The sequence below is a fragment of the Streptomyces sp. NPDC005566 genome (genome assembly GCF_040605575.1).
Classification (GTDB): Bacteria; Actinomycetota; Actinomycetes; order Streptomycetales; family Streptomycetaceae; genus Streptomyces.
In genome coordinates this window covers 146,658-168,944 of sequence record NZ_JBEXDB010000008.1, presented here as the reverse complement: position 1 = coordinate 168,944, position 22,287 = coordinate 146,658, and the positions used below count along the sequence as shown (strand labels likewise).

The 22,287-nt window shown below is 70.3% G+C and carries 19 protein-coding genes; 10 read left to right on the top strand and 9 right to left on the bottom strand.

Annotated elements, in window-relative coordinates; translation table 11 throughout:
• Positions 1-21 precede the first annotated feature (21 nt).
• The 7 genes from ABZS61_RS15150 to ABZS61_RS15120 all read left to right on the top strand — a co-directional run bounded on the left by ABZS61_RS15150 (position 22) and on the right by ABZS61_RS15120 (position 6,632).
• Positions 22-1,233: a phosphoglycerate kinase gene (locus ABZS61_RS15150; RefSeq protein WP_356419869.1), complete on the top strand. Its 1,212-nt coding sequence runs from the start codon at positions 22-24 to the stop codon at positions 1,231-1,233.
• Between the two features lie 6 nt (positions 1,234-1,239).
• Positions 1,240-2,016: a triose-phosphate isomerase gene (tpiA, locus tag ABZS61_RS15145; protein ID WP_356419866.1), complete on the top strand. Its 777-nt coding sequence runs from the start codon at positions 1,240-1,242 to the stop codon at positions 2,014-2,016.
• Between the two features lie 114 nt (positions 2,017-2,130).
• Positions 2,131-2,367 carry a preprotein translocase subunit SecG gene (secG, locus tag ABZS61_RS15140; RefSeq protein ID WP_069172160.1) on the top strand — a complete coding sequence of 79 codons (237 nt, stop codon included), beginning with the start codon at positions 2,131-2,133 and terminating at the stop codon, positions 2,365-2,367.
• A gap of 109 nt (positions 2,368-2,476) precedes the next feature.
• Complete coding sequence (locus tag ABZS61_RS15135; RefSeq protein WP_356419862.1) at positions 2,477-2,812, top strand: RNA polymerase-binding protein RbpA; 336 nt, start codon at positions 2,477-2,479, stop codon at positions 2,810-2,812.
• A gap of 154 nt (positions 2,813-2,966) precedes the next feature.
• Positions 2,967-4,619 carry a glucose-6-phosphate isomerase gene (pgi, locus tag ABZS61_RS15130; RefSeq protein WP_356419859.1) on the top strand — a complete coding sequence of 551 codons (1,653 nt, stop codon included), beginning with the start codon at positions 2,967-2,969 and terminating at the stop codon, positions 4,617-4,619.
• Between the two features lie 4 nt (positions 4,620-4,623).
• Complete coding sequence (locus ABZS61_RS15125) at positions 4,624-5,127, top strand: PH domain-containing protein (RefSeq protein ID WP_356419857.1); 504 nt, start codon at positions 4,624-4,626, stop codon at positions 5,125-5,127.
• Positions 5,124-6,632, top strand: coding sequence for a PH domain-containing protein (locus ABZS61_RS15120; RefSeq protein WP_356419854.1), 1,509 nt, complete (start codon positions 5,124-5,126; stop codon positions 6,630-6,632). Before ABZS61_RS15125 ends, ABZS61_RS15120 begins: the two co-directional genes overlap by 4 nt.
• A gap of 10 nt (positions 6,633-6,642) precedes the next feature.
• Here ABZS61_RS15120 and ABZS61_RS15115 read toward each other — a convergent pair whose 3' ends face one another.
• From ABZS61_RS15115 to tkt, 6 genes are all read right to left on the bottom strand, one after another.
• Positions 6,643-7,002 (bottom strand): VOC family protein, encoded by a 360-nt coding sequence (locus ABZS61_RS15115; protein WP_329212238.1) that lies wholly within the window; start codon positions 7,000-7,002, stop codon positions 6,643-6,645.
• A gap of 70 nt (positions 7,003-7,072) precedes the next feature.
• Entirely contained in the window at positions 7,073-7,855 is a 783-nt protein-coding gene (gene pgl, locus ABZS61_RS15110) for a 6-phosphogluconolactonase (protein WP_356419850.1), read from the bottom strand.
• Complete coding sequence (gene opcA, locus ABZS61_RS15105) at positions 7,852-8,883, bottom strand: glucose-6-phosphate dehydrogenase assembly protein OpcA (RefSeq protein WP_356419847.1); 1,032 nt, start codon at positions 8,881-8,883, stop codon at positions 7,852-7,854. Before opcA ends, pgl begins: the two co-directional genes overlap by 4 nt.
• Complete coding sequence (zwf, locus tag ABZS61_RS15100; protein ID WP_356419844.1) at positions 8,880-10,412, bottom strand: glucose-6-phosphate dehydrogenase; 1,533 nt, start codon at positions 10,410-10,412, stop codon at positions 8,880-8,882. Before zwf ends, opcA begins: the two co-directional genes overlap by 4 nt.
• Before the next feature lie 5 nt (positions 10,413-10,417).
• On the bottom strand, positions 10,418-11,536 hold the full coding sequence (tal, locus tag ABZS61_RS15095; protein ID WP_356419841.1) for a transaldolase: 1,119 nt from the start codon (positions 11,534-11,536) through the stop codon (positions 10,418-10,420).
• A 34-nt stretch (positions 11,537-11,570) separates the two neighbouring features.
• Positions 11,571-13,658: a transketolase gene (tkt, locus tag ABZS61_RS15090; RefSeq protein WP_356419838.1), complete on the bottom strand. Its 2,088-nt coding sequence runs from the start codon at positions 13,656-13,658 to the stop codon at positions 11,571-11,573.
• A gap of 286 nt (positions 13,659-13,944) precedes the next feature.
• Between tkt and ABZS61_RS15085 the strand changes: the two genes are divergently transcribed.
• On the top strand, positions 13,945-14,898 hold the full coding sequence (locus ABZS61_RS15085) for a heme o synthase (protein ID WP_356419835.1): 954 nt from the start codon (positions 13,945-13,947) through the stop codon (positions 14,896-14,898).
• A gap of 97 nt (positions 14,899-14,995) precedes the next feature.
• Positions 14,996-15,358, top strand: a complete 363-nt coding sequence (locus ABZS61_RS15080; RefSeq protein ID WP_356419832.1) for a hypothetical protein — start codon at positions 14,996-14,998, stop codon at positions 15,356-15,358.
• A 67-nt stretch (positions 15,359-15,425) separates the two neighbouring features.
• On the opposite strand, the gene ABZS61_RS15075 is transcribed toward ABZS61_RS15080, so the two are convergent.
• The 3 genes from ABZS61_RS15075 to ABZS61_RS15065 all read right to left on the bottom strand — a co-directional run bounded on the left by ABZS61_RS15075 (position 15,426) and on the right by ABZS61_RS15065 (position 18,183).
• Positions 15,426-16,406, bottom strand: coding sequence for a COX15/CtaA family protein (locus tag ABZS61_RS15075; protein ID WP_356419830.1), 981 nt, complete (start codon positions 16,404-16,406; stop codon positions 15,426-15,428).
• 86 nt (positions 16,407-16,492) lie between these two features.
• Positions 16,493-17,260 carry an ABC transporter permease gene (locus ABZS61_RS15070; RefSeq protein ID WP_356419828.1) on the bottom strand — a complete coding sequence of 256 codons (768 nt, stop codon included), beginning with the start codon at positions 17,258-17,260 and terminating at the stop codon, positions 16,493-16,495.
• On the bottom strand, positions 17,257-18,183 hold the full coding sequence (locus ABZS61_RS15065) for an ABC transporter ATP-binding protein (protein ID WP_356419825.1): 927 nt from the start codon (positions 18,181-18,183) through the stop codon (positions 17,257-17,259). The genes ABZS61_RS15070 and ABZS61_RS15065 overlap by 4 nt, the downstream gene beginning before the upstream one ends.
• 389 nt (positions 18,184-18,572) lie before the next feature.
• On the opposite strand from ABZS61_RS15065, the gene ABZS61_RS15060 reads away from it, so the two are divergent.
• Positions 18,573-22,094: a S8 family serine peptidase gene (locus ABZS61_RS15060; RefSeq protein ID WP_356419822.1), complete on the top strand. Its 3,522-nt coding sequence runs from the start codon at positions 18,573-18,575 to the stop codon at positions 22,092-22,094.
• Positions 22,095-22,287: the final 193 nt, after the last annotated feature.

Sequence of the window (22,287 nt, the reverse complement as noted above, 5' to 3'; positions counted from 1 at the left end):
CCAAGGAGTACCGCAAACAAGATGAAGACGATCGACGAACTTCTCGCCGAAGGGGTCGCCGGAAAGCGGGTATTCGTCCGCGCCGACCTCAACGTGCCGCTCGACGGCACCACGATCACCGACGACGGCCGCATCCGCGCCGTCCAGCCGACGGTCGCCAGGCTCGCCGAAGCCGGCGCGCGGGTCGTCGTCGCCTCGCACCTCGGCCGTCCCAAGGGCGCCCCGGACCCTGCGTTCTCGCTGGCCCCCGCCGCCGCGCGCCTCGGTGAGCTGCTCGGTGCCGAGGTCGCCTTCGCGACCGACACCGTCGGCGAGTCCGCCCGCGCCACGGTCGCCGCCCTCACCGACGGCCGGGTCGCCGTCATCGAGAACCTCCGCTTCAACGCCGGTGAGACGTCGAAGGACGACGCCGAGCGCGGCGCCTTCGCCGATCAGCTCGCCGAGCTCGCCGACGTGTACGTGGGCGACGGCTTCGGTGCCGTCCACCGCAAGCACGCCTCGGTCTTCGACCTCCCGGCCCGGCTGCCGCACGCGGCCGGCGGCCTGATCGCCACCGAGGTCGGCGTTCTCAAGAAGCTCACCGAGGACGTCACGCGCCCCTACGCCGTGGTCCTCGGCGGCTCCAAGGTCTCCGACAAGCTCGGCGTCATCGACCACCTGCTGGAGAAGGCCGACCGCATCCTCATCGGCGGCGGCATGGCGTACACCTTCCTCAAGGCCCAGGGCCACGAGGTCGGCAGCTCCCTCCTCCAGGAGGACCAGATCCCGGCGGTGCTCGGCTACCTCGAGCGCGCCGAGGAGAAGGGCGTGGAGTTCGTGCTCCCCGTCGACGTCGTCGTCGCGGCGCAGTTCCCGGACCTCAAGGCCAAGACCCCGGGCAATCCCACCACCGTCGCCGCCGACGCCATTCCGGCCGGCGTGATGGGCCTGGACAACGGCCCGGAGACCAACAAGCTCTACGCCTCGAAGCTCGCCGACGCGGCCACCGTCTTCTGGAACGGCCCGATGGGCGTCTTCGAGCACCCCGACTACGCCGAGGGCACCAAGGCGGTCGCCCAGGCACTCGTCGACTCCTCGGCCTTCAGCGTCGTCGGCGGCGGGGACTCCGCAGCCGCCGTCCGCATCCTGGGCTTCGACGAGAACGCATTCGGCCACATCTCGACCGGTGGCGGCGCCAGCCTCGAGTACCTCGAGGGCAAGACGCTTCCCGGCCTTGCCGCACTGGAGGACTGACCCTTAATGAGCACCCGTACCCCGCTGATGGCGGGCAACTGGAAGATGAACCTCAACCACCTCGAGGCCATCGCCCACACCCAGAAGCTCGCCTTCGCGCTGGCCGACAAGGACTACGACGCCGTAGAGGTCGCCGTCCTGCCGCCCTTCACCGACCTGCGCTCCGTGCAGACCCTGATCGACGGCGACAAGCTGAAGATCAAGTACGGCGCCCAGGACATCTCGGCGCAGGACTCCGGCGCGTACACCGGTGAGATCTCCGGCCCCATGCTCGCCAAGCTGAAGTGCACGTACGTGGCCGTCGGCCACAGCGAGCGCCGCCAGTACCACGGCGAGAACGACGAGATCTGCAACGCCAAGGTGAAGGCCGCGTACAAGCACGGTCTGACGCCGATCCTCTGCGTCGGTGAGGGCCTGGACATCCGCAAGGCGGGTGAGCAGGTCTCCTACACCCTCGCGCAGCTCGACGGCGCCCTGAAGGACGTCCCGGCCGAGCAGGCCGAGTCCATCGTGATCGCGTACGAGCCGGTCTGGGCCATCGGGACCGGCGAGGTCGCCACCCCCGAGGACGCCCAGGAGGTCTGCGGTGCGATCCGCCGCCGGCTCGCCGAGCTGTACTCGCAGGAGCTGGCCGACGCCGTCCGTATCCAGTACGGCGGCTCGGTGAAGTCCGGCAACGTCGCGGCCATCATGGCGCAGCCCGATGTGGACGGTGCGCTCATCGGCGGCGCCGCCCTGGACGCCGACGAGTTCGTCAAGATCGTCCGCTTCCGCGACCAGTGAGTATGCGGTAGCGCCGATCCGTCGTACCCTTGCGGGGGCCGAGAGGGGTACCCCCCTCAGGCCCCCGCTGTTCGTACATGCAGTCCTAGAGATTCCGGAAAGTAGGGACCAGCCGTGATTTTGGCGTTCGAGATCGCCCTGATCGTCTTCAGCCTGCTGCTGATGCTGCTGGTGCTGATGCACAAGGGAAAGGGCGGCGGCCTCTCCGACATGTTCGGTGGCGGAATGCAGTCGTCCGTGGGCGGCTCGTCGGTCGCCGAGCGTAACCTCGACCGCATCACCGTCGTGGTTGGTCTGGCCTGGTTCGCGTGCATTGTCGTCCTTGGTCTGCTCATCAAGCTGGACAGCTGACCCGTCGTTCGCGATTCCCGGTGAGGGTGTAACTCCTTCCACTGGACGCGCGTTGGGCCTTACGTAGACTGGGGCATCTTCGAGCACCATCACGCAGGGAGTTACGACCGTGGCAAGTGGCAACGCGATCCGGGGAAGCCGGGTCGGAGCGGGGCCGATGGGGGAGGCCGAGCGCGGCGAGTCCGCGCCGCGCCTCCGCATCTCCTTCTGGTGCTCGAACGAGCACGAGACGCAGCCGAGCTTCGCCCATGACGCGCAGGTACCGGAGACCTGGGACTGCCCGCGGTGCGGTTTCCCGGCCGGCCATGACCGGGACAATCCGCCGGCACCACCGCGCACCGAGCCGTACAAGACGCACCTGGCGTACGTGCGTGAGCGGCGCAGCGACGCGGACGGCGAAGCGATCCTCGCCGAAGCCCTGGCGAAACTCCGCGGCGAGATCTAGACGTTGTCCACCGGCCGGTCACCCCACGGGTGCCCGGCCGGAATCCGTATGTCGTCCCGCAGCCCGCTGCTGCCCCGTCGCGCCCCTCAGATCAATTAGGTTGGTGGGGCAGCGGGGATGTTGCAGGTACGAGAAGAAGTGGGCGATTTCCCGGATGAACGCACAAAGCCGAACGAAGCTCAATCAGACGCCCGAGTGGACGGCTCTCGGCAAGCACCGTGAGGAGCTCGGCGGCACCCATCTGCGTCAGCTGTTCGCGGACGCGCCGGACCGCGGGAGCGCGTACACCCTCCGGGTCGGCGACCTCCACATCGACTACTCCAAGAACCTGGTCACCGACGAGACGCTGGGCCTGCTGCGCGAGCTCGCCGCCGCCACGGACGTCGCCGGGCTGCGGGACGCGATGTTCCGCGGCGAGAAGATCAACACCACCGAGGACCGCGCCGTCCTGCACACCGCGCTCCGCGCCCCGCGCGACGCCGTGATCGAGGTCGACGGCGAGAACGTGGTGCCGGCCGTGCACGCCGTCCTCGACAGGATGGCCGCCTTCTCCGACCGGGTCAGGGCGGGCGAGTGGACCGGTCACACCGGCAAGCCCATCAAGAACGTCGTGAACATCGGCATCGGCGGCTCCGACCTCGGCCCCGCCATGGCGTACGAGGTACTGCGCTCCTTCACGGACCGCTCGCTCACCGTCCGCTTCGTGTCCAACGTCGACGGTGCCGACCTGCACGAGGCCGTACAGGGCCTCGACCCGGCGGAGACGCTGTTCATCGTCGCGTCCAAGACCTTCACGACGATCGAGACGATCACCAACGCCACCTCCGCCCGCGACTGGCTGCTCACCGAGCTGAGGGCCGGTCAGGACGCCGTAGCCAAGCACTTCGTGGCGCTGTCGACCAACGCGGAGAAGGTCACGGACTTCGGCATCGACACGGCGAACATGTTCGAGTTCTGGGACTGGGTCGGCGGCCGCTACTCCTTCGACTCGGCGATCGGTCTCTCGCTGATGATCGCCGTCGGTCCGGACCGGTTCCGTGAGATGCTCGACGGCTTCCACCTCGTCGACGAGCACTTCCGCACCGCGCCCGCCGAGGAGAACGCCCCGCTCCTGCTGGGTCTGCTGGGTGTCTGGTACGGCGCGTTCTTCGACGCCCAGTCCCACGCCGTGCTGCCGTACAGCCACTACCTGTCCAAGTTCACCGCGTACTTGCAGCAGCTGGACATGGAGTCCAACGGCAAGTCCGTGGACCGGGACGGCAATCCGGTCGACTGGCAGACCGGCCCGGTCGTCTGGGGCACCCCCGGCACCAACGGCCAGCACGCCTACTACCAGCTGATCCACCAGGGCACGAAGGTCATCCCGGCGGACTTCATCGGCTTCGCAGCGCCCGTCGGTGACCTGCTGCCCGGCCTGATCGCCCAGCACGACCTGCTGATGGCCAACTTCTTCGCCCAGACCCAGGCCCTCGCCTTCGGCAAGACGCCCGACGAGGTCCGTGCGGAGGGCGTCGCCGAGGAGCTCGTTCCGCACAAGACGTTCCGCGGCAACCACCCGACGACCACGATCCTCGCCGACCGGCTCACCCCGTCGGTGCTCGGCCAGCTGATCGCGCTGTACGAGCACAAGGTCTTCGTCCAGGGCGCCGTCTGGAACATCGACTCCTTCGACCAGTGGGGCGTCGAGCTCGGCAAGGTCCTCGCCAGGAAGATCGAGCCGGTCCTGACCGACGGCACCGGCGAGGAGGAACTCGACAGCTCCACCGCCGCCCTCGTCTCCGCGTACCGCACACTGCGGGGTCGCTGAGCCGATGGGCAGGGGGGCGGGGACGGTAGCACTCAGGCCGCCGCGGAACGCACCGGCTCCGCGGGCCGTCGGATGGTGGCGGGCCCAGTGGCTGCTGCTGACGGCCGCTCCGGTGGCCGTCATGGGCCTGCTGGGGGCCTTCATCGCTCCGGCCAGGTTCTGGCTGCTGGTGCCCGCGGCGGCACTGGCGGTCATCGGCCTGCTGTGCGCCGTCCTCTTCCCCCTCTGGTGGTTCCGCACCCATCGGTGGGAGGTCACCGACGACGCGGTCTACGTACGGACCGGTGTCTTCCTGCAGGAGTGGAGGATCGCGCCGATGTCCCGCATCCAGACCGTGGACACCGTGCGCGGTCCGCTGGAGCAGCTCTTCGGACTGGCCACGGTCACGGTCACCACCGCGTCCTCCAAGGGAGCCGTGCGGATCGAGGGCCTCGGTCACGAGGTCGCGGCCGAGCTCGTCGAACGGCTGGCCAGGGTCACCCAGGCCACCCCCGGGGACGCGACGTGAGCACCGCCGCGGCCGAGGACCCCGGGTGGCGGCGGATCCACCCGCGCACGGTGCTGGTCACCGCGCTCGTCACGGCGGGAGTCGCGGCCGGCGCGGCCGTGCCGGCCGTCCTCGGCCTGTCCGACCGGTTCGGATACGCACGAGCCATCGGCTGGGCGCTGGCCGGGGCCGCCCTCCTGATCGGTTGCGCCACGGCCGGTGACTACGTGCGGTGGCGGCGCACCCGCTACCGCGTCGGCACCGTACGCGTCGACCTGCACACCGGACTCCTGCTGGTCAAACGGCGCTCACTGGACCGGACACGGATCCGCAGCGTCGACCTCACCGCCCCCGTGCACCTGCGGGTCCTCGGCCTGGTCACGGTGCGCATCGGCACCGGCGAACAGACGGGCGGCGAATCGACCCTGGAACTGGACCCCGTCTCCCGGGCCGAGGGGGAGCGGCTGCGCCACGAACTCCTCGACCGCGCCGCTGAGTCGGGGTCCGGGACGCACCGCGAGGGCGAACTGGCCACGCTCGACCCGCGCTGGATCCGCTTCGCACCGGTCTCCTTCGTCGCTCCCGCACTGGGCGGCGCCGCGGTCGGCGGGCTGCTGCAGATCAGCGAGTGGGCCGGGGTGCAGGGAGAGGTGATCGCCTGGGTCGCCGACCGGTTCCTCGACACCCCGCTGGCCCGGGCGATCGTGATCATGGCGGGGGCGGCCCTGGCCGCCGGTGTCGTCGGGGCACTCGGCCTCTGGGTCGAGATGTGGTGGAACTACCGACTGGAGCGCGAACCCGGCGGCACCCTGCGGGTGCGGCGGGGACTGCTGACCTCCCGCTCCCTCTCCGTCGAGGAACAGCGGCTGCGCGGTGTGGACCTGGTGGAACCGCTCGGCGTACGGCTGTTCGGTGCCGCGCGGGTGGACGCGATCACCACGGGGCTGGCCAAGGACGAGGAATCGCAGGGCGCCGACCACAACACCCTGCTCCCGGCCGTGCCCCGCCCGCTGGCCGACATGATCGCGGCCGAGGTCCTGCGCGAGACGAGGACCCCGACCGGTGCCACGCTGACCGCCCACCCCCGCGCAGCCCGGAGCAGGCGGCTGCGCCGCGCGCTGGGGGCCGTTCTGGTCCCCGTACTGACCCTGGCAGTTCTCGGCGCCGTGCTGACGCCCGTACTGCTGTGGATCGCGCTGGCCTGCACGGTGGTGTTCCTCCCCCTCGCCGTGCTGCTGGCCCTCGACGCCTACCGGGCCCTGGGGCACACCGTCAGCGGCGACTACCTCGTGACCCGGTCCGGTACCGTCCGGCGCTCCACGGCGGCCCTGCAGCGGACCGGGGTGATCGGCTGGACGGTCAGGCAGTCCTGTTTCCAGCGCCGGGCCGGGCTGCTGAGTGTCACCGCCACGACGGCAGCCGGGGCCGGTGCGTACACCGCGCACGACACCGACGCCTCCGAAGGCCTCACGTTCGCAGCGGAGGCCGTGCCCGGCCTGCTGGAGCCGTTCCTGGAGCGCGGCTGAGGCGCCCGGGTCAGCCGTGCGTCGTGTCGATGACGCAGAAGCGGTTGCCCTCGGTGTCCGCGAGAACCACGAAGTCCGGATCCGGCGGATAGAGCTCCCACGCCACCGGCTGCGCCCCCAGCCCCGTCAGCCGCGCCACCTCGGCGTCCTGCTCATCGGTGTACAGGTCGAGGTGGACGCGCGGCACCTCCTGCACGGGCGACTCGCTCCGCCCCAGGGCCAGTCCGGCGCCGTGCCCCTCGGCCGGGACCAGCACCACCCAGTCGTCCTCGAGCGGCTCACGCTCCACGTAGCCGAGCGCCGCCATCCAGAAGTCCGCCGCGCGACGTACGTCCGACGCGCCCATCACCACAGTCCCGATTCTCACCATGGCGCCACCCTGGCACGACGGAGGCCCGGCCCGCTCCTGGGAGCGGAACCGGGCCTCCGTCGACCTGTGCCTACGCAGAGGCGGGCGGGTACAGCGCACGCGGCAGCCGCGAGGCCGCCGCCGCGTCCATCAGCCACAGCGTGCGGCTGCGGCCGTACGCGCCCGCAGCCGGGGCCTGGATCTCCCCGGCACCGGACAGCGCGATCTCCGCCGCCTCGGCCTTGTCCTCACCCGCCGCCAGGAGCCACACCTCGCGCGCGGCCCGGATGGCGGGCAGCGTGAGCGAGACACGGGTGGGCGGCGGCTTGGGAGCGCCGTGCACACCGACGACGGTGCGCTCGGTCTCCCGTACCGCCGGCAGCTCCGGGAAGAGCGACGCGACATGCGTGTCCGGGCCGACGCCCAGCATCAGCACGTCGAACGTCGGTACCGGCCCGTGGTCCTCCGGGCCCGCCGCGGCAGCCAGTTCCGCCGCGTACCCCGCGGCGGCGGCATCCGCGTCGCCGCCGTAGGGACCGTCCGAAGCAGGCATCGCGTGCACCCGGGACGGGTCCAGGGCCACCGCGTCCAGCAGGGCCTCACGGGCCTGCGTGACGTTGCGCTCCGGGTCGCCCTCGGGCAGGAACCGCTCGTCGCCCCACCACAGGTCGAGCCGCGACCAGTCGATCGCGTCCCGCGCGGGCGAACCGCCGAGCGCGGCCAGCAGGCCGTTGCCGTTGCGCCCGCCGGTGAGGACCACGGAGGCCGATCCGCGCGCGGCCTGGGCGTCCACGATCTTCGTGATCAGCCGGGCCGCCGCGGCCTGGGCCATCAGCTCCTTGTCGCGGTGCACGACGAGCTGCGGAGCACTCACTTCGAGGCCGCCTTCTTGGCCGCGGCCTTCTTCGCGGCCGGGGCCGCGGCACCGGCCGGGGACGACGGCTTGTGCCCGGCACCGACCGACGACGCCTCGGCGGGACCCCCGAGACGCTCCACGCCGAACTTCACCGTGGCCTCGTAGATGTTGTCCGGGTCCAGCCGCCGCAGCTCCTCCGCGAGGAGCTCGGCGGTCTCCCGCCGCTTCAGCGCCACCGCGCGGTCCGGCTGGCCCACCATGGAGAGCGTGGCCAGCGAGCCGTCGGCCCGGTCCAGAACGATGACACCGCTCTTGGTCTCCAGCCGCACGGCCGTCAGACCGGGACCGGCGGACAGGGTGCGCTCCACCGGGACACCGAGCCGGTCCGCGAGCCACATGGCCAGCAGTTCGCAGCTCGGATTGTCCGACTCGCCCTCGACCGTCGCCGAGACGACCTGGGCGGGCTGCTGGTCGAGCGCGGCCGCCAGCATCGAGCGCCACGGTGTGATGCGGGTCCACGCCAGGTCGGTGTCACCCGGCTGGTACGTCGCCGCACGCACCGCGAGCTCGTCGAGCGGGTGCTCGGCCGAGTACGTGTCGGTGATACGGCGCTGGGCCAGCGCACCCAGCGGGTCCTTCGCCGGGTCCGCCGGGGCGTCCTCGGGCCACCACACCACGACCGGGGCGTCCGGCAGCAGCAGCGGCAGAACGACCGACTGGGCGTGATTGGCCAGTTCGCCGTGCAGGCGCAGGACGACGGTCTCGCCGGAGCCCGAGTCGGAACCGACCCGCACCTCGGCGTCGAGGCGGGCGTCACGCCGGCTGCGCGGCGAACGGCTGATCCGCTTGATCACCGCGATGATCCGCGAGGGGTGCTCGCGGGAGGAGTCGGCCGCCGCCCGGAGGGCGTCGTAGGCGTTCTCCTCGTCGGTGACGACGACGAGGGTGAGCACCATTCCGATGGCCGGGGTGCCGATGGAACGGCGGGCCGACACCAGGGCCTGGTTGATCTTGCTGGACGTGGTTTCCGTGAGATCGATCTTCATGGCCGGCGCCAGCTCCGTCCGTCGCGTGCGAGCATCTCGTCGGCCTCGGCCGGACCCCAGGTGCCGGCCGCGTACTGGGCGGGCTTCCCGTGCTTGTCCCAGTACTGCTCGATCGGGTCGAGGATGTTCCAGGAGAGCTCGACCTCCTGGTGGCGCGGGAAGAGGTTGGCGTCGCCGAGCAGGACATCCAGGAGAAGCCGCTCGTACGCCTCCGGGCTGGACTCCGTGAAGGACTCGCCGTACGCGAAGTCCATCGTGACGTCCCGTACCTCCATGGAGGTACCGGGCACCTTGGAGCCGAACCGGACCGTGACGCCCTCGTCCGGCTGCACCCGGATGACCAGGGCGTTGCCGCCCAGCTCCTCCGTCGCACCGGACTCGAAGGGCAGGTACGGGGCGCGCTTGAAGACGACCGCGATCTCCGTGACCCGGCGGCCGAGCCGCTTTCCGGTACGGAGGTAGAACGGCACGCCCGCCCAGCGGCGGTTGTTGATCGTCAGCTTGATCGCGGCGAAAGTGTCGGTCTTCGACTTGGGGTCGATGCCGTCCTCCTCCAGGTAGCCGGGGACTTCCTCGCCGCCCTGCCACGCGTGCGCGTACTGGCCGCGCACGGTGTGCTTGCCCAGGTCCTCCGGCAGCTCCACCGCCGTGAGCACCTTGAGCTTCTCGGCGACCAGGGCCTTCGGGTGGAAGGAGCCGGGCTCCTCCATCGCGGTCAGCGCCAGCAGCTGGAGCAGGTGGTTCTGGATGACGTCACGGGCCGCGCCGATGCCGTCGTAGTAGCCGGCCCGGCCGCCGATGCCGATGTCCTCGGCCATCGTGATCTGGATGTGGTCGACGTACGACCTGTTCCAGATCGGCTCGAACATCGTGTTGGCGAAGCGCAGCGCCAGGATGTTCTGGACCGTCTCCTTGCCGAGGTAGTGGTCGATACGGAAGACCTCGTTCGGCGGGAACACGTCGTGCACGAGCTGGTTGAGCTCCTGCGCGCTGGTGAGGTCGTGTCCGAACGGCTTCTCGATGACGGCACGCCGCCAGGAGCCCTCCTTCTGGTCCGCGAGCCCGTGCTTCTTGAGCTGCTGGACGACCTTGGGGAAGAACTTCGGCGGTACGGACAGGTAGAAGGCGAAGTTGCCCCCCGTGCCCTGTGCCTTGTCGAGCTCCTGGATCGTGGACTTCAGGGTCTCGAAGGCGTCGTCGTCGTCGAAGTTGCCCTGGACGAAGCGCATCCCCTGGATGAGCTGCTGCCAGACCTCTTCACGGAACGGCGTACGCGCGTGCTGCTTGACGGCGTCGTGGACCTCCTGGGCGAAGTCCTCGTCCTGCCACTCGCGGCGTGCGAAACCGATGAGCGAGAAGCCCGGCGGTAGCAGGCCGCGGTTGGCCAGGTCGTAGACGGCGGGCATCAGCTTTTTACGGGACAAATCGCCCGTGACGCCAAAGATCACCAGGCCCGACGGCCCCGCGATACGCGGGAGCCGTCGGTCCTGGGCGTCACGGAGCGGGTTGGCTCCGGGAACACCAGACAAGGTGGTCAGCCCTCCGAAGGAGCGAGGCGCTTGAGCTCGGCCTCGGTGGAGTTGAGCAGGTCGATCCAGGCGGCTTCGAACTTCTCGACGCCCTCGTCCTCGAGGAGCTGGACGACGTCGTCGTAGCTGACCCCGAGCTTCCCGACGGCGTCGAGCTCGGCACGTGCCTGCTCGTAGGTGCCGGCGATGGTGTTGCCCGTGATCTGTCCGTGGTCCGCCGTGGCGTTCAGGGTTCCCTCGGGCATGGTGTTCACCGTGCCGGGGGCGACCAGGTCGTCCACGTACAGGGTGTCCTTGTACGCGGGGTCCTTCACGCCCGTGGAGGCCCACAGCGGACGCTGCTTGTTGGCGCGCCCCTTGTCCAGGGCCGCCCAGCGGTCGGAGGAGAAGACCTCCTCGTACGCCTCGTAGGCGAGGCGGGCGTTGGCGAGAGCGGCCTTGCCCTTCAGCGCCTTCGCCTCGTCGGTGCCCACGGCGTCCAGGCGCTTGTCGATCTCGCTGTCCACGCGGGACACGAAGAACGAGGCCACCGAGTGGATCTTGGAGAGGTCCAGGCCCGCGGCCTTCGCCTTCTCCAGGCCCGCCAGGTAGGCGTCCATGACCTCGCGGTAGCGCTCCAGCGAGAAGATCAGCGTCACGTTGACGCTGATGCCCTTGCCGATGACCTCGGTGATCGCCGGCAGGCCGGCCTTCGTCGCCGGGATCTTGATGAGCGTGTTCGGCCGGTCCACCAGCCAGGCCAGCTGCTTGGCCTCGGCGACGGTGGCCGCCGTGTGATGGGCCAGGCGCGGGTCGACCTCGATGGAGACCCGGCCGTCCTGGCCGTCGGTGGCGTCGAAGACCGGGCGCAGGATGTCGGCGGCGTCGCGGACGTCGGCCGTCGTGATCATGCGGATGGCCTCGTCGACCGTGACCTTGCGGGTGGCGAGGTCGGTGAGCTGCTGGTCGTAACCGTGGCCCTCGGAGATCGCCTTCTGGAAGATCGACGGGTTGGTCGTGACACCCACGACGTGGCTCTGGTCGATCAGCTCGGCCAGGTTGCCGGAGGTGATCCGTGTACGGGACAGGTCATCCAGCCAGATCGCCACGCCCTCGTCGGAGAGGCGCTTGAGTGCGTCTGTCATGAGAATTGCATCTCCTACTTGTCGTATATCCGGGTCAGCGCGCGGTGGCGGCGAGAGATTCCCGGGCGGCGGCGGCCACGTGGCCGGCGGTGAAGCCGAACTCGCGGAAGAGGACCTTGGCGTCGGCCGAGGCACCGAAGTGCTCCAGCGAGACGATCCGGCCCGCGTCGCCCACGTACCGGTGCCAGGTCAGACCGATGCCGGCCTCGACCGCGACACGGGCCTTGACGGACGGCGGCAGCACGCTGTCCTTGTACTCCTGGTCCTGCTCCTCAAACCACTCGACACACGGCATCGAGACCACACGGGTCGGCACGCCGGCTGCCTGGAGCTCGTCCCGCGCCTCGACGGCCAGCTGGACCTCGGAGCCCGTGGCGATCAGAACGGCCTGCGGCTCGCCGCCCTCGGCCTCGAACAGGACGTAGCCGCCCTTGGCCGCGTCGTCGTTCGCCGCGTACGTCGGCACGCCCTGGCGGGTCAGCGCCAGACCGTGCGGGGCACCCTTGCCGAACACCTTGGTGTAGCGGCGCAGGATCTCGCGCCAGGCGATCGTGGTCTCGTTGGCGTCGGCCGGGCGGACGACGTTGAGACCCGGGATGGCGCGCAGCGAGGCGATGTGCTCGACCGGCTGGTGGGTCGGACCGTCCTCGCCGAGGCCGACCGAGTCGTGCGTCCACACGTACGTCACCGGGAGGTGCATCAGCGCGGACAGGCGCACGGCGTTGCGCATGTAGTCGGAGAACACCAGGAAAGTGCCGCCGTAGATACGGGTGTTGCCGTGCAGCGCGATGCCGTTCATGGCCGCGGCCATCGCGTGCTCGCGGATGCCGAAGTGGATCGTCCGGCCGTACGGGTCCGCCTCGGGCAGCGGGTTGCCGGCCGGGAGGAACGACGAGGTCTTGTCGATCGTGGTGTTGTTCGAGCCCGCCAGGTCGGCCGAGCCGCCCCACAGCTCGGGGATGACTCCGCCGAGCGCCTGCAGGACCTTGCCGGAGGCCGCACGGGTGGCGACACCGTGGCCCGCCTCGAAGACGGGGAGCTTGTCCTCCCAGCCCTCGGGCAGCTCGCCTGCGGCGATACGGTCGAACTCGGCGGCGCGCTCCGGGCTGGCGGTGCGCCACGCGGCGAAGGACTTCTCCCACTCGGCCTTGGCCTCACGGCCGCGGTCCAGTGCCTCACGGGTGTGCGAGATGACCGCGTCGGAGACCTCGAAGGTCTTCTCGGGGTCGAAGCCGAGGACCCGCTTGGTGGCCGCGATCTCCTCGTCACCGAGAGCCGAGCCGTGCGCGGCCTCGGTGTTCTGGGCGTTCGGGGCGGGCCAGGCGATGATCGAGCGGGCCGCGATGAACGACGGGCGCTCAGTCTCGGCCTTGGCGGCCAGCAGTGCCCGGTAGAGGCCCTCGGGGTCCAGGTCGCCGTCGGGCGACTGGTCGACGCGCTGGACGTGCCAGCCGTAGGACTCGTACCGCTTGAGGGTGTCCTCGGAGACCGCGGTCTCCGTGTCGCCCTCGATCGAGATGTGGTTGTCGTCCCACAGGAGCACCAGGTTGCCGAGCTTCTGGTGGCCCGCCAGCGAGGACGCCTCGGCGGAGATGCCCTCCTGGAGGCAGCCGTCACCGGCGATGACCCAGACGGTGTGGTCGAACGGGGAGGTGCCGGGGGCCGCCTCCGGGTCGAACAGGCCGCGCTCGTAGCGGGAGGCCATCGCCATGCCCACGGCGTTGGCGACACCCTGGCCGAGGGGGCCGGTCGTCGTCTCGACACCGGTGGTGTGGCCGTACTCCGGGTGGCCGGGGGTCTTGGAGCCCCAGGTGCGGAACGCCTTGAGGTCGTCCAGCTCCAGGCCGTAACCGGCCAGGTAGAGCTGGATGTAGAGCGTCAGGCTGGAGTGGCCCGCGGAAAGGACGAAGCGGTCACGGCCGGTCCAGTCGGCGTCCGCCGGGTCGTGGCGCATCACCTTCTGGAAGAGGGTGTACGCGGCAGGGGCCAGGCTCATCGCCGTACCCGGGTGGCCGTTTCCGACCTTCTGTACGGCGTCCGCGGCGAGGACGCGGACAGTGTCCACGGCCCGCTGGTCCAATTCGGTCCACTGGAGGTCTGTGGTGGTCGGCTTGGTGCTCACCCTGAGTCAGGGCTCCTCTCCACTGTTCGTAAACCGGTGGCTGGTTACCGCACCGGGCATTGCCGAGCCTACCCCCGGAACTAGGCCTCACTTCTGCCCTTTCCACAGTGCGGGCGACCTGCGGAGTTCGCCTCCCGTATGAGCGCCACCGTTCACTTCTGCGCCACCCCAACACGACCCCACCCCCGCGAAGAGCGGCGTATCCGCAACGTCTACAGTGGTCTGGTTCGCGCAAGTCTTTACCGGGCCTTCCTGCCCGGAGCTTGCTGGGATTTCTCTGTCAGGGGTGTGCGTGACGGCCGTCGAGTCCCGACCCGCAGGGGTCGCCTTGACTCCGAGCCCAGTGGGCCATCGCCCGTTCGGGGCCCGCATCAAGGCATTCGTGGCACTTACCAAGCCGCGCATCATCGAGTTGCTGCTGATCACCACAGTTCCGGTGATGTTTCTTGCCGCTCAAGGCGTGCCCGACGTCTGGCTCGTAGTCACCACCACCATCGGCGGATATCTTTCCGCGGGCGGTGCCAATGCGCTCAACATGTATATCGACCGTGACATCGACGCGCTGATGGACCGTACGTCCCAGAGGCCGCTGGTCACAGGCATGGTGAGCCCGCGCGAGTGCCTGGCCTTCGGAATCGCCCTCGGAGTGATTTCCACGGTCTGGTTCGGCCTGCTCGTCAACTGGCTCTCGGCCGCGCTCTCGCTCGGCGCACTTCTGTTCTACGTCGTCGTCTACACGATGCTGCTGAAGCGCCGGACCTCGCAGAACATCGTCTGGGGCGGAATCGCCGGCTGCATGCCCGTACTCATCGGCTGGTCCGCCGTGACCAATTCGATGTCCTGGGCCGCGGTCATTCTTTTCGCCGTCATCTTCTTCTGGACGCCGCCGCACTACTGGCCGCTGTCGATGAAGGTGAAGGAGGACTACGCCCGGGTAGGCGTCCCGATGCTCCCGGTCGTCGCCTCCAATCTGGTGGTGGCCCGCCAGATCGTCATCTACAGCTGGGTGATGGTCGGGGTCTCGCTGCTGCTGACCCCGCTCGGCTACACCGGCTGGTTCTACACGGCGGTGGCCCTGCTGGCCGGCGGCTTCTGGCTCTGGGAGGCGCACGGCCTGCAGAGCCGGGCCAGGGCCGGGGTGACCGGCAGCAAGCTCAAGGAGATGCGACTGTTCCACTGGTCCATCACCTATGTCTCCCTCGTCTTCGTCGCCATCGCGGTGGACCCCTTCCTGCGGTAGTCCCACAGGTACGAAGCTCCGCCGACGGGCGGGGACGTGGCCTATGCCACGTCCCCGCCCGTCGCCGGTCGATCTACCCCTCGGTAGCATCATTTTCATGGCAGAGACGGCAGAGCCCCAGACCCAGCAGACGGACGACAGCAAGCACGCGGCCCGCGCGGAGCGCAGGGCCGCGAAGCTCGCCAAGCAGATCGGCGCTTTCGCCGAGGCTCACGGCGGCGCCGAGGGGCAGCTCGCCTACATCGGCCAGATGGGCACCCGCATCGTCCTCGTGGGTGAGGACGGCGGCTGGGGCGACCTGGTCGCCCCCTCCTACGCCGTCGCCGAGAGCGCCGCCCGGAAGTCCGGGATCACGATGCACGAGAGCTTCGACGGCGAATTCGCCGCCAAGGTGCGCACGGGCCCGTACGAGTGGTCCCGGATGGCCGGAATCCAGCTCGGCGGCCCGTCGAACGGCTGAACCCGCACACGCGAAAGCCTCTGCCGTCGTACCCGACCGGGTACGACGGCAGAGGCTTTCGCGCGGATCAGGCTACGGGCGCGTGCTCCGGCTCCCGGCCGGACGCCGGGGCGGGAACGGTGGCCCCCGCCACCGGGCGCTCGCGCAGCGACAGCAGCAACCGCAGGACGGCGATCCACATCAGGCCCGAGCCGAGCATGTGGAGGCCGACCAGGATCTCGGGGACGTCGCTGAAGTACTGCACGTATCCGATGGCGCCCTGCGCCACCAGGACGATCAGCAGGTCCCGGGAGCGCGCCCGGGTGTCGGCGGGGGCGTCCACGATCCGCAGGGCCAGCCACATCGCGATCGCCAGGGCGCAGACCACCCAGGCGGCGACGGCGTGCACATGGGCCGCGGCGGACCAGTCCCACGGCATGCGCGGTACGTCGCTGCTGTCCCCGGCGTGCTTGCCCGAACCGGTCACCGTGGTGCCGAGCGCGATCAGGACCACCGAGGCCGCCACGATCGCCCAGGACAGGTTGCGCACCGGCTTCGGGGCGCGCGGGCGGCGCGGGCCGTCGCCCTCGCCGATCCGCACCCAGGTGAGGACGGCCACGGTGAGCAGACAGTTGGCGAGCAGGAAGTGCCCGGCCACCGACCACGGGTTGAGGCCCGCCCAGACCGTGATACCGCCGATGACGGCGTTCCCCATCACGAGCCAGAACTGCGACCAGGCGAGCCGGGTCAGACCGCGCCGGCGGGGCTTCAGGGAGCGCGCCGCGATGATCGCCCAGCCGACCGCGGCCGACAGGACGTACGTGAGCATGCGGTTGCCGAATTCGATGGCGCCGTGCAGACCCTGCTCCGGCGTGGCGAAGAGGCTGTCGTCCGTGCACTTGGGCCAGGTGTCGCAGCCCAGACCGGAACCGGTCAGCCGGACGGCACCGCCGGTGACGATGATGAACACCGTCATGACGACTGCGGACAGTGCGGCACGCCGGGCCGTCGTCACGGACGGCGTCCAGCGCTTGGCGATGTAGGAGAGGGGGGTTTCCACGCGCACCATCGTAGGCAACGGCTTGTGCACGTTTTCACGAGGGGTGGTGGTCAATCCCGGATGTCTCGTGACATCAGCGGTATGTCACCGCATGCTCACTCCCAGCGGAAGAACTTCGCCGCCGCGCCGAGCCCGAGCACCGCCCACACGGCAAGGATCCCCAGGTTGCCCCACGGCATCGGGGCGCCGTGCTGGAGGACGTCCCTGAGGCCGTCCGAGAGCGCCGAGATCGGCAGCAGCCCGAGGACCGACTGCGCCGCGTCGGGGAACCTGTCCAGCGGCACGATGACCCCGCCGCCGACCAGCAGCAGCAGGAAGACCAGGTTGGCCGCCGCGAGGGTGGCCTCGGCCTTCAGCGTCCCCGCCATCAGCAGCCCGAGGCCGGAGAAGGCCACGGTGCCCAGCACCAGGAGCAGCAGGACGGCGAACGGGCTGCCCTCGGGGGACCAGCCCAGCGCGAAGGCGATCACCGTGAGCAGGACGATCTGCAGCACCTCGGTGACCAGCACCGCGAGGGTCTTCGCCGCCATCAGGCCCCAGCGCGGCAGCGGTGAGGCGCCCAGTCGCTTGAGTACCCCGTAACGCCGTTCGAACCCCGTTGCGATGGCCTGGCCGGTGAAGGCCGTGGACATCACCGCGAGCGCGAGAATGCCGGGCGCCAGGAAGTCGACCGGCTCGCCCGCGCCCGTGTCCACGATGTCGACCGCGCTGAACAGCACCAGCAGCAGCGTCGGAATGACCACCGTCAGCAGCAGCTGCTCGCCGTTGCGCAGCAGCATCCGCGTCTCCAGTGCGGCCTGTGCGGCGATCATGCGCGGCAGCGGGGCGGCGCCGGGGCGGGGGGTGTACGTACCGGCGCTCATGCGCGCAGCTCCTTGCCGGTCAGTTCGAGGAAGACGTCCTCGAGGGTGTGCCGCTCCACCGCGATGCCGTCCGGCATCACGCCGTGCTGGGCGCACCAGGAGGTGACGGTGGCCAGCAGCTCCGGGTCGATCTTCCCGGTGATGCGGTACGCGCCGGTGGTGAGCTCGGCCGCCTCGGTGCCGTCGGGCAGAGCCTTCAGGAGCGAGGCGAGATCGAGCCCGGGCCGACCGGTGAAGCGCAGGGTGTTCTCGGCGCCGCCGCGGCACAGCTGCTCCGGGCTGCCCTGGGCGACAACCCGGCCCGCGTCGATGACGGCGATGTCATCGGCGAGTTCCTCGGCCTCGTCCATGAAGTGGGTGGTGAGGACGACCGACACGCCGTCGGTGCGCAGCTCCCGGACCAGGTCCCAGGTGGAGCGACGGGCCTGCGGGTCGAGGCCCGCGGTCGGTTCGTCCAGGAAGACCAGCTCGGGGCGGCCGACGACGGCCATCGCCAGGGCGAGGCGCTGCTGCTGGCCACCGGAGAGCCGGCGGTAGGTGGTGCGGCCGCAGCTGCCGAGCCCGAGACGTTCGATGAGCATGCCGACGTCCAGCGGGTGGGCGTGCAGTTTCGCGATGTGCTTGAGCATCTCGTCGGCGCGCGCACCGGAGTAGACGCCGCCGGACTGCAGCATCACGCCGATACGGGGACGGAGTTCGGCCGCGTCGGCGACCGGGTCCAGGCCCAGGACCCGCACGCTCCCGTCGTCGGGCCTGCGGTAGCCCTCGCAGGTTTCGACGGTGGTGGTCTTGCCGGCGCCGTTGGGACCGAGGACCGCGGTCACCGTGCCCGCCCGGACCTCCAGGTCGAGGCCGTCCACCGCGGTCTTGGTGCCGTAGCGCTTTACCAGGGCCTTGACCTGTACGACGGGCTCGCTGCTCATGGCGGGCAAGTCTAGGCGGGGTGGTCCGGGACATTGCGCGGAGGGTTCCCCGGGGGTGCCTCGCGGAGAACCGGGGGTGCGGTGCAGGGGCCGGGTGGTGCGGTGCGGGGATCCGGCCATTTTCTCGAGGGGAACGACGTGACGGGAACATTTCCCCTTCATGTCATGTCCCTGTCGCGTGGATGCCGTACCGGCCGCGCAGTGGATCCGGCGCCCCAGGGGGCCCATGAACGTATCCGGCCACATGGGTGCGCTCCCGCCCCCGCGCCGTCTTCCGTTTCCTTTGTTGGAGCTTCAACATCTCACGCGGCCCGGTTCGCTGCCGATCAGGCGGCGGACCGGGCCGAGCACCCGCGCTACCTCCACTCCACAGAGAAGGAGAACAGCCCGTGGCCCGAAGACTCACCCGCACAAGACCCCTCGCCGTACTCACTGCGGCTCTGACGGCACTGCCGCTGGCCCTCTCGGCGGCCCCCGCGCACGCCCGGCCGGATCCCGGCGGTCCGACCCTCTACCAGCAGAAGACCCAGTCCTCGGTCGTCGACGCGCTGGCGGAGAAGGGCAGGGCGACACTCTGGATCAATCTGGATTCCGAGGCCGACACCGGAGCGGCCCGTGCGGCCGGCGGGAAGGACGACCGGGCGCGGAAGCTGTACGCGGCCAAGACCGCGCACGCCAAGCAGTCGCAGGCGGGTCTGCGTGACCTGCTGACCGGCGCCGGTGTCTCCTACAAGACGTTCTGGATCAGCAACACGATCAAGGCCACCGGCGTCAGTGAGGCGCTCGCGGAGAAGATCGCCGCCCGTGACGACGTCGAGTCGATCGAGGCCGACGACCCGATCGAGATCCCCGACCCGCTGCCCGGCGAGGACGAGACGGGCATCGACGCCGTCGAGTGGAACATCGACCGGATCAACGCGCCCAAGGTGTGGAGCAGCTTCGGCGTCAAGGGCGAGGGCATCGTCATCGCCAACATCGACTCCGGCGTCCAGTACGACCACCCCGCGCTCCAGGCCGCCTACCGCGGCACCAAGGCCGACGGCACGTACAGCCACGACTACAACTGGTTCGACCCGGCCTCCGTCTGCGCCACGGCCGCACCGTGCGACAACAACGGCCACGGCACGCACACCATGGGAACCATGGTGGGCGCCGACGGCATCGGCGTCGCGCCGGGTGCCAAGTGGATCGCCGCGAAGGGCTGCGCGACCAGCTCCTGCGCACGGGACACCCTGCTCGCCTCCGGCCAGTGGGTCGTCGCCCCCACCGACTCCGCCGGCGCCGACCCGCGCCCGGAGCTGGCACCCGACGTGGTGAACAACTCCTGGGGCGCCAACGTCTACGACGCCTGGTACCGGGACACCGTCCAGTCCTGGAGGGACGCCGGCATCTTCCCGGCCTTCTCCAACGGCAACAACGGCCCCGGCTGCAACACCGCGGGCAGCCCCGGCTCGTACACCAACTCCTACTCCTCGGGCGCGTTCGACATCGACAACGCCATCGCCTCCTTCTCCTCCCGCGGCACCGGCGAGAACGCCGAGATCAAGCCCGACCTCGCGGCACCGGGAGTCAACATCCGCTCCTCCTGGGCGGGCGGCGGCTACAACACGATCTCCGGTACGTCGATGGCCTCCCCGCACACCGCGGCGACCGTCGCCCTGATGTGGGCGGCCTCGCCCGCCGTCGCCGGTGACGTCACGGCCACCGAGGCGCTGCTCGACTCCACCGCCGTCGACACCCCGGCCGACCAGTGCGGTGGCACGGCCGCCCGCAACAACGTCTTCGGCGAGGGCAGGCTCGATGCCTTCGAGGCCGTGAACGCCACCCCGCGCGGAGCGCTCGGAGCCGTCAGCGGCACCGTCACGTCCGGGGGCGCCGCTGTCACCGACGCCGTCGTCACCTTCGAGGGGCCGATGCGCGCGACCGCGACGACCGCGACGGACGGCGGATACGCCCTGCCGAAGCTGATGGTCGGCGACTACGAGGTCTCCGTCACCAAGTTCGGGTACCTCACCGCGAAGGGTGCGGTGACCGTCGTCGAGAACGGTGCGGCGGTCAAGGACTTCCCGCTGGCGACGGCGCCCGCGGCCACACTGTCGGGCAAGGTCACCAGTTCCGCGGGCGCCGAGGCGGGTGCCGTCGTCGCGGCCCAGGGAACCCCGGTCACCACGACGGCCGAGGCCGACGGCTCGTACAGCCTCACGCTCCCGCAGGGCTCGTACACCCTGGCCGTCACCCCGGCGGGTGCCTGCGCCACCGCGACCTCGCTCACGGTCGACATCGCCGCCGACCTCACCCAGGACATCGCCCTGGACGACCGGACCGATACCTTCGGCTACTCCTGCAGCACCGAGAGCGCCGCCGAGTTCCCGGCCGGCACCGAGAAGCTGACCTACACCTCCACCACCTCGGGTGCGGCCTCCTTCAGCCTGCCGTTCACCTTCGCGCTGTACGGCAAGGGCTACACGACGGCGACGGCGACCCTGGAGGGTGTGCTGGCGTTCGGCACCTCGTCCACCAGCAGCACCAATGCGACGCTGCCCAGCACCGGGACCCCCAACGGGGCGCTCTACCCGCTGTGGGACAACATGACGGTCGACGCCTCGGGAGGCGTGTACTGGGCGGTCACCGGCACCGCGCCGCACCGCAGGGCCGTCGTCGAGTGGCGGGACGCCCTGGTCGTGACCGGCAGCACGCGCGCCACGTTCTCCGCCGTGATCGGCGAGGACGGCTCGATCTCGTACCACTACAAGAGCGTGCCGGGCAACGGGGCCACCGCGACCGTGGGCCTGGAGAACGCCACCGGCACGGACGCGCTCCTCTACTCCTTCAACGCCCCGGTCATCACGGACGGCACCACCCTGTCCTTCGGTGCCAAGGCCCGCGGGGTCGTGGCCGGCAAGGTCGTCGACGCCAACGACGACGAGCCGCTGGCCGGTGCCACGGTCACGGTCGCCGGGGAGAGCGTGACCACGGCGGGGAACGGTACGTACGCGCTGCAGCCGGCCGCGGGGGAGTACACCGTGGAGGTGTCCGCCGACCGCTACGCGACCGTCTCCGCACCGGTCGACGCGAAGGCGGGCGACGTCGCGTACACGACGACGGCGCTCGGCACACCGCTGGTGCGCTCCGCACAGGACGCCGTGAAACTGGTCGTTCCGGCCGGGCAGTCCCGTACCCGGACGCTGGACCTGGCGAACGCCGGTACGGAGTCGGCCTACACCGTGACCGAGAAGCAGGACGCGGGCTGGCTCGGGCTGTCAGCCGCCGAGGGCACGCTCGCCCGAGGCGCGGAGGCGTCCGTTCCGCTCGCCTTCGACACGAGCGGCGCCACGCCCGGCACGGTTCTCACCGCGACCCTGGTGCTCACCAGCGGCAGCGGCCGTGCGCCGGTGGTCGAGATCCCGGTGAGCGTCGTCGTCCCTGCGTACCAGACGGCGCTGGACACCGGCGCCAAAAAGTCGGCTGTCGACGCGCTCGGTGACACCTGGACGGTCGACCCGGCCTACACCGCGGGCGCCTACGGGTACCTCGGGAGCACCTCGCGGGTCACGACGTCGAGGGCCATCTCGGCGACCGACGACCCCGCCCGCTACTCGACGGCGCGGCAGGGCATGTACGAGTACCGCTTCGACGGGCTGCCGTCGGGCACCTACCGGATCGAGCTGGGCTTCGCCGAGCTCGCCTCCAACGATCCGACCGACCGGGTCTTCGACGTGATGGCCGAGGGGGCGCAGGTCGTGCCCAACCTCGACCTGGCGCTGGAGGCCGGGCGGTACACAGCGCACGACCGTGCGTTCACCATTACGGTCACCGACGGCCGGCTGAACCTCCGGTTCGTGGCCAATGAGGGCAGGACGCTGGTCAACTCGATCAGAGTGACCGAGCGGTCCGACCTCGCGGCGGGCTGACCGGCCCGCAGTCACCCGGTCGGCCCCCGGCGGACCTTCGTCCGCCGGGGGCCGGTCCGGCGTTTTCGCAGGCCCAGCGGCTGCGTGTGGTCTAGACCTCCTACCCGCGAAGGCGTGCCGGAGATCATCATTTCCGCAGGTCAACTTAGGTTCGCCTAAGTGATGAAGCGCACCGCGCCGGGTCGGGGGGTGG